General features: G+C 59.7%; 16 protein-coding genes and 2 pseudogenes. 5 read left to right on the top strand and 13 right to left on the bottom strand.

Annotated elements, in window-relative coordinates:
• Positions 1–314: 314 nt before the first annotated feature.
• Positions 315–497, bottom strand: coding sequence for a hypothetical protein (locus tag PD885_RS22735; RefSeq protein ID WP_425513299.1), 183 nt, complete (start codon positions 495–497; stop codon positions 315–317).
• 277 nt (positions 498–774) lie between these two features.
• On the opposite strand from PD885_RS22735, the pseudogene PD885_RS22730 reads away from it, so the two are divergent.
• Positions 775–1157 (top strand): annotated as a pseudogene (locus tag PD885_RS22730) (DUF3653 domain-containing protein).
• Positions 1158–1221: 64 nt separating this feature from the next.
• Here the strand turns inward: PD885_RS22730 and PD885_RS10210 are convergent.
• Positions 1222–1494: a hypothetical protein gene (locus tag PD885_RS10210; RefSeq protein WP_145954060.1), complete on the bottom strand. Its 273-nt coding sequence runs from the start codon at positions 1492–1494 to the stop codon at positions 1222–1224.
• A 208-nt stretch (positions 1495–1702) separates the two neighbouring features.
• Here PD885_RS10210 and PD885_RS10205 point away from each other — a divergent pair, with 208 nt between their 5' ends.
• Positions 1703–2014: a chloride channel protein gene (locus PD885_RS10205; protein WP_083215074.1), complete on the top strand. Its 312-nt coding sequence runs from the start codon at positions 1703–1705 to the stop codon at positions 2012–2014.
• Positions 2015–2213: 199 nt separating this feature from the next.
• Here PD885_RS10205 and PD885_RS10200 read toward each other — a convergent pair whose 3' ends face one another.
• The 6 genes from PD885_RS10200 to PD885_RS10170 all read right to left on the bottom strand — a co-directional run bounded on the left by PD885_RS10200 (position 2214) and on the right by PD885_RS10170 (position 6968).
• The gene (locus PD885_RS10200) at positions 2214–3392 is read right to left on the bottom strand and encodes a zonular occludens toxin domain-containing protein (RefSeq protein ID WP_065975234.1); all 1179 of its coding nucleotides are present in this window, start codon (positions 3390–3392) and stop codon (positions 2214–2216) included.
• Positions 3392–3682: a DUF2523 family protein gene (locus PD885_RS10195; protein WP_065975232.1), complete on the bottom strand. Its 291-nt coding sequence runs from the start codon at positions 3680–3682 to the stop codon at positions 3392–3394. The genes PD885_RS10200 and PD885_RS10195 overlap by 1 nt, the downstream gene beginning before the upstream one ends.
• Positions 3683–4870, bottom strand: coding sequence for a hypothetical protein (locus PD885_RS20675; RefSeq protein ID WP_134656604.1), 1188 nt, complete (start codon positions 4868–4870; stop codon positions 3683–3685). It abuts the gene before it with no gap.
• A 163-nt stretch (positions 4871–5033) separates the two neighbouring features.
• The gene (locus PD885_RS10185; RefSeq protein ID WP_065975229.1) at positions 5034–5246 is read right to left on the bottom strand and encodes a hypothetical protein; all 213 of its coding nucleotides are present in this window, start codon (positions 5244–5246) and stop codon (positions 5034–5036) included.
• A 245-nt stretch (positions 5247–5491) separates the two neighbouring features.
• Positions 5492–5782 carry a hypothetical protein gene (locus PD885_RS10175; RefSeq protein ID WP_065975225.1) on the bottom strand — a complete coding sequence of 97 codons (291 nt, stop codon included), beginning with the start codon at positions 5780–5782 and terminating at the stop codon, positions 5492–5494.
• Positions 5783–5906: 124 nt separating this feature from the next.
• Positions 5907–6968 carry a replication initiation factor domain-containing protein gene (locus tag PD885_RS10170; RefSeq protein WP_065975223.1) on the bottom strand — a complete coding sequence of 354 codons (1062 nt, stop codon included), beginning with the start codon at positions 6966–6968 and terminating at the stop codon, positions 5907–5909.
• Positions 6969–7208: 240 nt separating this feature from the next.
• Here PD885_RS10170 and PD885_RS10165 point away from each other — a divergent pair, with 240 nt between their 5' ends.
• Both PD885_RS10165 and PD885_RS22725 read left to right on the top strand, forming a co-directional pair.
• The gene (locus PD885_RS10165; RefSeq protein WP_088056837.1) at positions 7209–7679 is read left to right on the top strand and encodes a DUF3693 domain-containing protein; all 471 of its coding nucleotides are present in this window, start codon (positions 7209–7211) and stop codon (positions 7677–7679) included.
• A pseudogene (locus PD885_RS22725) lies at positions 7676–8058 on the top strand (DUF3653 domain-containing protein). The gene PD885_RS10165 and the pseudogene PD885_RS22725 overlap by 4 nt, the downstream one beginning before the upstream one ends.
• Positions 8059–8122: 64 nt before the next feature.
• Here the strand turns inward: PD885_RS22725 and PD885_RS10155 are convergent.
• Positions 8123–8395, bottom strand: a complete 273-nt coding sequence (locus PD885_RS10155; RefSeq protein WP_145954060.1) for a hypothetical protein — start codon at positions 8393–8395, stop codon at positions 8123–8125.
• A gap of 208 nt (positions 8396–8603) precedes the next feature.
• On the opposite strand from PD885_RS10155, the gene PD885_RS10150 reads away from it, so the two are divergent.
• The gene (locus PD885_RS10150) at positions 8604–8915 is read left to right on the top strand and encodes a chloride channel protein (RefSeq protein ID WP_083215074.1); all 312 of its coding nucleotides are present in this window, start codon (positions 8604–8606) and stop codon (positions 8913–8915) included.
• Positions 8916–9114: 199 nt separating this feature from the next.
• Here the strand turns inward: PD885_RS10150 and PD885_RS10145 are convergent, their stop codons facing one another.
• From PD885_RS10145 to PD885_RS10130, 4 genes are all read right to left on the bottom strand, one after another.
• On the bottom strand, positions 9115–10293 hold the full coding sequence (locus PD885_RS10145) for a zonular occludens toxin domain-containing protein (RefSeq protein WP_065975234.1): 1179 nt from the start codon (positions 10291–10293) through the stop codon (positions 9115–9117).
• Positions 10293–10583 (bottom strand): DUF2523 family protein, encoded by a 291-nt coding sequence (locus PD885_RS10140; protein ID WP_065975232.1) that lies wholly within the window; start codon positions 10581–10583, stop codon positions 10293–10295. Before PD885_RS10140 ends, PD885_RS10145 begins: the two co-directional genes overlap by 1 nt.
• Positions 10584–11771, bottom strand: coding sequence for a hypothetical protein (locus PD885_RS20670; protein WP_134656604.1), 1188 nt, complete (start codon positions 11769–11771; stop codon positions 10584–10586).
• Between the two features lie 163 nt (positions 11772–11934).
• Positions 11935–12147: a hypothetical protein gene (locus PD885_RS10130; RefSeq protein WP_065975229.1), complete on the bottom strand. Its 213-nt coding sequence runs from the start codon at positions 12145–12147 to the stop codon at positions 11935–11937.
• Positions 12148–12298: the final 151 nt, after the last annotated feature.

The raw sequence follows: 12298 nt of genomic DNA, 5'->3' as shown, positions 1-12298 counted from the left end.
CCTGCTACGAAGGTCGATATCTGCCATCCAGCCTTATCCATTTCGCCCCCTATCTGTCTCGATGCCGGCATTCTAGGGGTGTAGGGGCAAAGCCCCTACGGATACTGCCTCACCCGCGCCGTGGACGTCTCGGCCCTCGCGTTCTATGCACAACCTGTGCCCTGTCGGCGAACTCCGCGCCAGCCACCACTGATGACCGCTTTTCGCGTCTTTCGACAGCCCCTGTGGGGCGTGGTCGCAGGGGTCGGCTTTTCGCCTAGTTCGTATAGATCTCTTGAGTGGGGGTGCAGGGGCATGCGCCCCTGCGGATACGCTTATCCTGCAATCGTTCCGAAGTGCCTATCGCGCCAGCTACTCAAGTTGACCACGACCACTTTGACTGTTTGCTGCCGAAACCGCTTTTTCGCCGCTTCCGCTTTTCTACGTGTCGCAAATCCCGCAAGTCGCAGCTCCATTTGGTCTCGCCACACCAATCCTTTCAGCCGCTCAGGCGTCATCCGATCACCATCAGGACTTACGAGGTAGTTGCCTGCAACACGCCATCCGGCGAAACGCCCGCTTAGATACTCACACATGCGTCGATGCTTCCTTTCGTAGGGGACTTCCGTCCGGGAAAGAAAGATGCTAACAGCAGCTTTAGCAAGCCGGCGTAGTAGCCCAGTGCACGCCCTGCGATTTGACATAATATACATTATGCGAAGTGGCCGTGTTGACGCTCCTGTGCGTGCTGATGGCCTATTACTGCCGGCCACTCCACAGGGAGCGGACTGGACAATGAAGCTAGACACCTACGATCGCGTAGACCTGACCGGCCCTTGGGCCGGTTTTGGTTTTCAGGGAGACCGATTCTTCACTCCCGAGGGTCGAGACCTGCACCCCGCCGATATGGCGTTCTGGTCGCTGACGTGCTGCATCGCGCGGGAGTGGTCATTGATGATGGCCGAGGAACGGCAAAGCCGGCGAGACGTGCCGGGAACGCCTGTGGCCACAAGGACACCAGACGCTAGGAAGTCTGAGCCCTGCCAGGTGATCTACCTGCGGGACATACTCCGGCACAGACGCGAAAAGCGGTCTGCAGGGTGAATGGCGCGGGGTTCGCCGACAGGGCACAGGTTGTGCATAGAACGCGAGGGCCGAGACGTCCACGGCGCGGGTGAAGCGTGGAGCGTATCCGTAGGGGCGCTGCCCCTACACCCAGGGCGCTCGGGTGGTTCCAGGCCGTTACGCATAGCGGCGTGCCAGCTCGGTGACGTACCTGGCCACCGTGCGCTTGGCAGATCCGTTGGCGATCGCCTGGCGGATCTGTTCGACGAGGAGGGTGTCGGTCAGCTCCTGCAGGTTGCAGCGGCCCTTGACAAGGCGCTTGGCCTGGCGTTCGCGGTAGAGCTTGGATCGCTCGGCGTCGGTCATTGCGCATAACCCGTTCGCCGGTGGCCGACCTGGTCGACCAGGTAGCGGCAGCTGCAGGGTTCCCAAATCCTTTTCGTCACGCATCACATAACTCCTTCGCGGGCTGCTGAAGTGATATAGCTCTCGGTCTTATACGGCTCATTCTGTGGTGGCTGGCGCGGAGTTCGCCGACAGGGCACAGGTTGTGCATAGAACGCGAGGGCCGAGACGTCCACGGCGCGGGTGAGGCAGTATCCGTAGGGGCTATGCCCCTACACCCCTACAATGCCCGCTCATCGTCATCGGGGGCCGTATGGGCTACAGACCGCAAAACAACCACGATGGGCTTTGGTGGGAAATCGCACTGGGCATCTTCGTAGGACAGCTAATGATCGCCGCATTCGCAGGCGTGGTAGCACTATGCCTGGGCTACTTGACCGTGCGCAGCATTGCAGGTTCGGTGCCTCAACCAAATGCTCGAGAGCTATACACGCCACACGCCCAGCGGCACCAATCAGAAGCAGCCAAGCTACGCCCCCTAGAATCGGACGAACGATGCATTCAAGGCAAACGCTTTGGCCGGCTATCCAACGGATGGCAAGAACTGACTAACGACCCATGCTAAATCGGTTGGGCGTAAGGCGAAAGCCGACTCCCCTGTGACTGCGCCCCTGGCGGGGCTGTCGAAAGGCGTTTGGCCTGGCGTTCGCGGTAGAGCTTGGATCGCTCGGCATCTGTCATTGCACATAACCCGTTTGCCGGTGGCCGACCTGGTCGACAAGGTAGCGCGAGCTGCAGGGTTGCACTGTCATTTTCGTCACGCATCACATAACTCCTTCGCGGGCTGGCGCGGTGATAAAGCTCTCTGACTTGTACGGTTCGTTCTCGGGCATGGTGCCGAGGCTGCGCGGTTTTGTCTGCAGGACGGTCCCAGTCAGGGAAGGCAAAGGAGCATCCGCAGCTGGCGTCGTGTTGAGCTGGTCGCGCAGTGTTGCGGCAAGCTCGGTGGGAGGCATCTTGTACGGGTTGTAGGCCGGCCCGTTCTCCGCCATGAATCGGCACTCATGCGGCGGTACAACGTAACGCGTGCCCTGCTCTGTCATGCACCTGCAACCGGCTTCGTGGTGTTTGCCCTGCCCGTCAATGCCGGCGTTGCTTGCAATGCAGAACACCTGCGGATTAGAGACGACTGGACGCTGGTCATAGATGGGCGCTGTCCAGGGCATGGACGCAATGCGTGGGCGATGCGCCTGTGCGTATTCCAGGGGCGTGAGTGGTGCGCGTGTAACGGCGACACCGCCCGCCCCCGTCGTACCTCCCAGGGCAGTCGGTGTCGCACCTTGTTTCGCGGTCAGTGCCTTGTGCTCTGCTTCGAATCCGGCGATCTTGGATTGAAAGTGCCAGCGCAGCCAAAAGAGGACCACTGCGAGCAGTACAACCCCGATACCGATGTTGCGAATCCAGGTGGGAATCTGGCGGCGCGTGGTGACCAGCGTGGTGGACGTGTAGTAGTCAAACACATACTTAGGCCGCACCCAATCCACGATGTCGTTGCATGCGCCCTGGACGTTGCCCTGGTACATGTTCCAGCGCTTCAACTTCGTCTTGCTCTTCATGATCGAGGTCTGGCGCACATGCACGTGCTCCTCGTACAGGCCACGCAGGAACGGGTCGAGCTGCAGCCCTTGCTGCGCGATCAGGATGAAGTCGAATCCGCGATGGCGATGCCGGGCCATCGCTTCAACGTGGTCAGGCACCTTGGCACCTGGGTTGCGGTTCGGAAAGATGGTGTAGCACTCATCGAGCAGCACCACGGATCCATCGGGCAGCTGTTCCCACTTGGTGGGGTCATCAAGGTAGGTGAAATCCGCCTTGCCGTAGTCCAGATCCTTGACGCCGTTGGCGTAGATCTTGCGGCCCTCTTTCTGCCACTGGAAGGCCTTGTCAAGGCCATAGGCTGTTTTACCGTGGCCAGGCTGGCCGGTGACGAGATAGACGCCCATTACTTGCTCCACAATTTCGTGAGAATCACAGATTGCGACCGCGCAGCGATCACAGCGGAAAGAACCATGGTTGTCGCAATGCCGCAGCCGCTCGCCTCGAAGTAGGCATAAAGCACGTTGGGCAGCCGACCGAGAAAGCCTTGAATCACCGCCTTCATCGCTGGAAGCGCCACCGCGTGCGTTGTGAGGCCAATGCCGAACGCCAACAAGATCCGGCCGACGATGCCGGGGAGATACGTGCGCAGGGCCTGCAACAAGCCTGCGATGAGTGCACCGAGAATGGCGGGCATTTAGGCGTGTCCCTTTGAAATCGTGATGACGGAATAAATAGCAGCGCCGGTGATGATTGCGAGTTTGAGCCAGCCAATGTAGTCGCAGAAAAACGCGGGTGGTGATGCAAGCGATTGCGTGAACCCAGAAGACACGCCTGTGCCACTGCTGGCACCGACAAAACCAACGCAGGCACCGCCGCCGAAACCCGATTGATCGAGGGTGTCTGCTGTCACCTGCACTTCGTTGATGCCAGGGATGTCACTGTTGCTACCGCCCTTGCCAGGGTCTTGCGACATGCCGTTGACCTTCGTCCAGGCTGGTTGCTCGCCGTCGCCCTGGTTGCCGTTGCTATCGCCGGTTTTGCACGCAATCTTGCGCTGCAGGATGATGTTCGCGTTGGCGAGTGGATCGGGGCTAGTGACGTTGATGCCGGCCGAGCAGTTAGTTACGTCACCCGTCACGGAACCGGTCGCAGTGCCCTGGCAGCGTAGGCGCCAGATCTGCCAATTTGTGTTGCATGCGATCGCGTCACCCGAGCAGCTAGGCGGTGCACCGCAGGTTCCACCCCCGGCGGCCTGGTTGTCCTTCTCATCGCCGTCCTTGTCGTCCTTGCCATTCTCCGGGTCGTCAGGTGCGACGTCGCTGTTATCGCCAATGCCATCGCCATCAGTATCTTTAGATTCGTTGGGATCGTTAGGAAACGCGTCCTTGTCGTCTGGCATACCATCGCGATCAGTGTCTAGCTGTGGCTCCGGCTGGTCGGGATTCGGCGTGCACGTCGTGCCGGTTGTTGAGTAACCGCCTGCGGTAGGGTTGTACGCGTAGGTACAGCCATCGTGGCACTTGGTGCCGAGATCATCGACCAGCCAACCGAATTCATCAGGCTTAGAGGGACAAGTGTTCGCGTCGTCGTCGAATGCAAAATCGCCACACGTAACGATGCGGACAGGTCCCTGGTAGTACTCAGCAGCTTCGTATTGACACTGATAGAACTTGCCGCCGTTTGGTGATGTTTTCTGAGGGCAACTACCCGCCTTGGTGATCAAGTTCGTGTCATTGGGTACATGCACAGAAGCGTCCTGCATGCATCGCGCATAAGCCTCCTGCGCAGTTGTTGCAGCCCGGGCATTGCCAATGCCAAGTGTCGCAAGGACGATCGCTGCTACCGCGTAAGCAAGGCTGCGAGCGATCGAGGACGCGAACACGCGACCGAGAAAGGTTAGGAATCCAGTGCGAGCCATAGACCCCCCAGGATGCCGACCATGACGAAGTAACCTGCGTATTCCATTTCGTTCCCCTATTTCGTGACGCGTCACGTTGAAAAAAAGGGCAGGTTTCCCTGCCCTATGCCCTGCCCCCCTACAGCGATCAAGCCGCTGCGCGCTTGCCCGACTTGATGATGGCCACGACGCCGCAGAGGACCAGCACGCCGACGCCGATGGCAGTCAGCTCGCTCTTGTCCATCGAGCCGACGGCAGCTTCTGCCAGTTCGCCCGCAGTCGCAGCGCCTGCAGCTGCAGCAGCGGCCAGGCCGGTGCCGATCTTGGCAAGGGTGAAACGCTTGGTGGTGTTCTTCTTCATTTGCTTGTGCCTTGGTTGAGTGATGGTGAATCGGGTTATCCGCCTGCTGCCCGGCGTGCTTGCCGGATCATGAAACCCACTCCCCACATGCCAGCAATAGCGACACTGAGGATTAGGCCTTCGGTTGCATCGATCGGCGGCGGGAAACTCGATGCAGGTCCGTAGAAGGGGACCGCGCATTGCCCCGTAGAAGCGTCGTAGTCGGCTTCCTTGCAGTGCAGGACAAAGACGGCCATGAGGATTCCTTATGCAGCCTTGGGCGGCTGCTGGACGCCCTGGGCGGGCTTGTCGACGCGCACCAGGGTCGGCTTACGCGGGAGCTCGAAATCGCCATAGCGATTGACAGCCACGTTGTCTTCGAGGTTGTACTCGTAGACGCCGTTTTCATAGGGCGGTTCCTTGCCAAGATCCAGACGGACCGTCTGGCGGAACTTCGGGGTTTCGGCGCTGGCTTCCTGCGTGCGGATGATTCCGCTGCGGCCCTGCTTCTCCCAGTGCTTTTCATTGACGTGCTGGCTTGTGATCGTGATCTTCATTGCGATTGTTACCTTGACTGTGATGGAATTCCGTGATGCGTCACGGTGCGGTTGCGATAAATTAGTTTCGTGAAGAGTCACGAATGCGGTGTTGGTGGGGCCCGCGCCGCAAGCGACACGGTCCCTAGTAGGCGCAATCGGGGAACAGCTCATCCAGCTGGTTGCTGATGCGAACCTCTAAGTCGAGCTGATGCAGGTTCTTGAAACGCCCTGGTACGCCGTCGTGCGACAGGTAGCGCTGCAGGACAGACACGGCGTATTCGGGGCTGCGACTGTTCAACGCGTTCCAGAGGACGCGGAGCGCTGTGCCGGCTTGCGTGTCGATGAAATCGACCATGGCTTTGACGGACGGATTAACCATGCGTTCTTTCAATTCCAGCCTGGTCAACTCACCAATGACCAGATCAGCGAGAACGGTGTAAGCGCTGGCGAAGTACTTGCCAGGGTTAGACAACGCGGCCAGGGGAAGATTGATACGCTTGGCGTAGAGACGGAGTTCGCAGCGAACCCAATCACTTTCCGGGTCGCCGAGCTGCTTGCCCTTTTCGTAGATGCACAGCTCTTTGTGGCCCTTTTGGCCGATGTAGAACGATGACCCCTTGTTGGTGCCCTCGTCGTTGATCGACTTAGCGTGCGGAGGCCGGCCGTTCATTGTGAACAGTCCTTCGTGGTATGCCTCACGGAACTGCTGGACATCGAAAATCTCACCGCTGTGGTCATCGATGGCGATATCGACGCGAGTCAAATGCGCACCGAGATCCTCGGCGATGCGCTCGACAAACGGCCAGCTGGGGACGTGGCTACAGCCCTGCCCTGTGAGGCTGATCATGACCTCACCATCGTCGGAGAGACCGAGGCGACCACAGACGCTAGAAGTCTCATCGATCAGCATTGCGCTGCGCTGATAGCGGAAGTTCCACAAGCGATCAGCGAGGGGGCCAGCAACGATGCTGCTGGAGGTGCCGAACACGTAGGCCACCATCTGCTGTGCGTTCATGCGCTTGAAGAAATTGACGGCCTTGTCAGAGTCAAAAACGAGGGTGCAGAAATCGATGATCGGCTTCGAGAGACATTCGAGGGTCTGAGACTTTTGGCCCGTGTTACTGCTCGGGCCAACCGGGTGCGCCGGCCGATTGCACAGCTGCGCCGGTGAAAAGGGTAAACAAAGGGCGAGGAGCGGGGTCACAGAACCACCGCCGGGGTGTTGCCGATCATGTAATAGCCGATCACGCCGCGCAGGTATGCGCAGGCGATCAGCACCAGCAAGCCGGCCAGCATAAAGTGATGCGTCACGAAATGTCCCCTTGACATGTCCCCTACCCTGACCCGTGACCCCCGGGGGGTGCCGGGGGGCGGGACGCTTAGCCACGCTAAACGCAGACGCTTGTATAGTTCAGCGAAACAAGAATGTAAAGGTCAGCTAAACATGAGCGCGGAAAACGAACTGATCAACCTTGTGCGAGCAGGAGGAAAGTTCAGTTCAGACAATGAGTTAGCTCAGAAGCTGGGGGTGACCAGGGCGATGGTTAGCTCTTGGCGTTCGGGCAGGTATGTGCTGCCGGACGATCAAATTGCGCAGCTCTGTGCGCTTGCAACGCTAGACGGGGCAAGCTGGATGGCAAGGATTCACACCGAGCGTGCAGCGTCCGCGACAGAACGTGCTCTGTGGCAATCGATCCTGGACAGACTGGCCCCGATCACCGCGGTGGTCGGGGTGCTGGGCCTAGTCGCACTAGGGATCCACGCAGGAAGCCATGAGGCGGTAGTGGCGGCCTTCTCTCCGGTCGCCATAACGCCAACCCTCTATACATTATGCGAAGTGGCCGTGTTGACGCTCCTGTGCGTGCTGATGGCCTATTACTGCCGGCCACTCCACAGGGAGCGGACTGGACAATGAAGCTAGACACCTACGATCGCGTAGACCTGACCGGCCCTTGGGCCGGTTTTGGTTTTCAGGGAGACCGATTCTTCACTCCCGAGGGTCGAGACCTGCACCCCGCCGATATGGCGTTCTGGTCGCTGACGTGCTGCATCGCGCGGGAGTGGTCATTGATGATGGCCGAGGAACGGCAAAGCCGGCGAGACGTGCCGGGAACGCCTGTGGCCACAAGGACACCAGACGCTAGGAAGTCTGAGCCCTGCCAGGTGATCTACCTGCGGGACATACTCCGGCACAGACGCGAAAAGCGGTCTGCAGGGTGAATGGCGCGGGGTTCGCCGACAGGGCACAGGTTGTGCATAGAACGCGAGGGCCGAGACGTCCACGGCGCGGGTGAAGCGTGGAGCGTATCCGTAGGGGCGCTGCCCCTACACCCAGGGCGCTCGGGTGGTTCCAGGCCGTTACGCATAGCGGCGTGCCAGCTCGGTGACGTACCTGGCCACCGTGCGCTTGGCAGATCCGTTGGCGATCGCCTGGCGGATCTGTTCGACGAGGAGGGTGTCGGTCAGCTCCTGCAGGTTGCAGCGGCCCTTGACAAGGCGCTTGGCCTGGCGTTCGCGGTAGAGCTTGGATCGCTCGGCGTCGGTCATTGCGCATAACCCGTTCGCCGGTGGCCGACCTGGTCGACCAGGTAGCGGCAGCTGCAGGGTTCCCAAATCCTTTTCGTCACGCATCACATAACTCCTTCGCGGGCTGCTGAAGTGATATAGCTCTCGGTCTTATACGGCTCATTCTGTGGTGGCTGGCGCGGAGTTCGCCGACAGGGCACAGGTTGTGCATAGAACGCGAGGGCCGAGACGTCCACGGCGCGGGTGAGGCAGTATCCGTAGGGGCTATGCCCCTACACCCCTACAATGCCCGCTCATCGTCATCGGGGGCCGTATGGGCTACAGACCGCAAAACAACCACGATGGGCTTTGGTGGGAAATCGCACTGGGCATCTTCGTAGGACAGCTAATGATCGCCGCATTCGCAGGCGTGGTAGCACTATGCCTGGGCTACTTGACCGTGCGCAGCATTGCAGGTTCGGTGCCTCAACCAAATGCTCGAGAGCTATACACGCCACACGCCCAGCGGCACCAATCAGAAGCAGCCAAGCTACGCCCCCTAGAATCGGACGAACGATGCATTCAAGGCAAACGCTTTGGCCGGCTATCCAACGGATGGCAAGAACTGACTAACGACCCATGCTAAATCGGTTGGGCGTAAGGCGAAAGCCGACTCCCCTGTGACTGCGCCCCTGGCGGGGCTGTCGAAAGGCGTTTGGCCTGGCGTTCGCGGTAGAGCTTGGATCGCTCGGCATCTGTCATTGCACATAACCCGTTTGCCGGTGGCCGACCTGGTCGACAAGGTAGCGCGAGCTGCAGGGTTGCACTGTCATTTTCGTCACGCATCACATAACTCCTTCGCGGGCTGGCGCGGTGATAAAGCTCTCTGACTTGTACGGTTCGTTCTCGGGCATGGTGCCGAGGCTGCGCGGTTTTGTCTGCAGGACGGTCCCAGTCAGGGAAGGCAAAGGAGCATCCGCAGCTGGCGTCGTGTTGAGCTGGTCGCGCAGTGTTGCGGCAAGCTCGGTGGGAGGCATCTTGTACGGGTTGTAGGCCGGCCCGTTCTCCGCCATGAATCGGCACTCATGCGGCGGTACAACGTAACGCGTGCCCTGCTCTGTCATGCACCTGCAACCGGCTTCGTGGTGTTTGCCCTGCCCGTCAATGCCGGCGTTGCTTGCAATGCAGAACACCTGCGGATTAGAGACGACTGGACGCTGGTCATAGATGGGCGCTGTCCAGGGCATGGACGCAATGCGTGGGCGATGCGCCTGTGCGTATTCCAGGGGCGTGAGTGGTGCGCGTGTAACGGCGACACCGCCCGCCCCCGTCGTACCTCCCAGGGCAGTCGGTGTCGCACCTTGTTTCGCGGTCAGTGCCTTGTGCTCTGCTTCGAATCCGGCGATCTTGGATTGAAAGTGCCAGCGCAGCCAAAAGAGGACCACTGCGAGCAGTACAACCCCGATACCGATGTTGCGAATCCAGGTGGGAATCTGGCGGCGCGTGGTGACCAGCGTGGTGGACGTGTAGTAGTCAAACACATACTTAGGCCGCACCCAATCCACGATGTCGTTGCATGCGCCCTGGACGTTGCCCTGGTACATGTTCCAGCGCTTCAACTTCGTCTTGCTCTTCATGATCGAGGTCTGGCGCACATGCACGTGCTCCTCGTACAGGCCACGCAGGAACGGGTCGAGCTGCAGCCCTTGCTGCGCGATCAGGATGAAGTCGAATCCGCGATGGCGATGCCGGGCCATCGCTTCAACGTGGTCAGGCACCTTGGCACCTGGGTTGCGGTTCGGAAAGATGGTGTAGCACTCATCGAGCAGCACCACGGATCCATCGGGCAGCTGTTCCCACTTGGTGGGGTCATCAAGGTAGGTGAAATCCGCCTTGCCGTAGTCCAGATCCTTGACGCCGTTGGCGTAGATCTTGCGGCCCTCTTTCTGCCACTGGAAGGCCTTGTCAAGGCCATAGGCTGTTTTACCGTGGCCAGGCTGGCCGGTGACGAGATAGACGCCCATTACTTGCTCCACAATTTCGTGAGAATCACAGATTGCGACCGCGCAGCGATCACAGCGGAAAGAACCATGGTTGTCGCAATGCCGCAGCCGCTCGCCTCGAAGTAGGCATAAAGCACGTTGGGCAGCCGACCGAGAAAGCCTTGAATCACCGCCTTCATCGCTGGAAGCGCCACCGCGTGCGTTGTGAGGCCAATGCCGAACGCCAACAAGATCCGGCCGACGATGCCGGGGAGATACGTGCGCAGGGCCTGCAACAAGCCTGCGATGAGTGCACCGAGAATGGCGGGCATTTAGGCGTGTCCCTTTGAAATCGTGATGACGGAATAAATAGCAGCGCCGGTGATGATTGCGAGTTTGAGCCAGCCAATGTAGTCGCAGAAAAACGCGGGTGGTGATGCAAGCGATTGCGTGAACCCAGAAGACACGCCTGTGCCACTGCTGGCACCGACAAAACCAACGCAGGCACCGCCGCCGAAACCCGATTGATCGAGGGTGTCTGCTGTCACCTGCACTTCGTTGATGCCAGGGATGTCACTGTTGCTACCGCCCTTGCCAGGGTCTTGCGACATGCCGTTGACCTTCGTCCAGGCTGGTTGCTCGCCGTCGCCCTGGTTGCCGTTGCTATCGCCGGTTTTGCACGCAATCTTGCGCTGCAGGATGATGTTCGCGTTGGCGAGTGGATCGGGGCTAGTGACGTTGATGCCGGCCGAGCAGTTAGTTACGTCACCCGTCACGGAACCGGTCGCAGTGCCCTGGCAGCGTAGGCGCCAGATCTGCCAATTTGTGTTGCATGCGATCGCGTCACCCGAGCAGCTAGGCGGTGCACCGCAGGTTCCACCCCCGGCGGCCTGGTTGTCCTTCTCATCGCCGTCCTTGTCGTCCTTGCCATTCTCCGGGTCGTCAGGTGCGACGTCGCTGTTATCGCCAATGCCATCGCCATCAGTATCTTTAGATTCGTTGGGATCGTTAGGAAACGCGTCCTTGTCGTCTGGCATACCATCGCGATCAGTGTCTAGCTGTGGCTCCGGCTGGTCGGGATTCGGCGTGCACGTCGTGCCGGTTGTTGAGTAACCGCCTGCGGTAGGGTTGTACGCGTAGGTACAGCCATCGTGGCACTTGGTGCCGAGATCATCGACCAGCCAACCGAATTCATCAGGCTTAGAGGGACAAGTGTTCGCGTCGTCGTCGAATGCAAAATCGCCACACGTAACGATGCGGACAGGTCCCTGGTAGTACTCAGCAGCTTCGTATTGACACTGATAGAACTTGCCGCCGTTTGGTGATGTTTTCTGAGGGCAACTACCCGCCTTGGTGATCAAGTTCGTGTCATTGGGTACATGCACAGAAGCGTCCTGCATGCATCGCGCATAAGCCTCCTGCGCAGTTGTTGCAGCCCGGGCATTGCCAATGCCAAGTGTCGCAAGGACGATCGCTGCTACCGCGTAAGCAAGGCTGCGAGCGATCGAGGACGCGAACACGCGACCGAGAAAGGTTAGGAATCCAGTGCGAGCCATAGACCCCCCAGGATGCCGACCATGACGAAGTAACCTGCGTATTCCATTTCGTTCCCCTATTTCGTGACGCGTCACGTTGAAAAAAAGGGCAGGTTTCCCTGCCCTATGCCCTGCCCCCCTACAGCGATCAAGCCGCTGCGCGCTTGCCCGACTTGATGATGGCCACGACGCCGCAGAGGACCAGCACGCCGACGCCGATGGCAGTCAGCTCGCTCTTGTCCATCGAGCCGACGGCAGCTTCTGCCAGTTCGCCCGCAGTCGCAGCGCCTGCAGCTGCAGCAGCGGCCAGGCCGGTGCCGATCTTGGCAAGGGTGAAACGCTTGGTGGTGTTCTTCTTCATTTGCTTGTGCCTTGGTTGAGTGATGGTGAATCGGGTTATCCGCCTGCTGCCCGGCGTGCTTGCCGGATCATGAAACCCACTCCCCACATGCCAGCAATAGCGACACTGAGGATTAGGCCTTCGGTTGCATCGATCGGCGGCGGGAAACTCG

Origin of the sequence: Xanthomonas fragariae (genome assembly GCF_900183975.1) — a bacterium.
In the GTDB taxonomy this organism is placed as follows: domain Bacteria; phylum Pseudomonadota; class Gammaproteobacteria; order Xanthomonadales; family Xanthomonadaceae; genus Xanthomonas; species Xanthomonas fragariae.
This window is presented reverse-complemented; position numbering and strand designations above follow the sequence as displayed.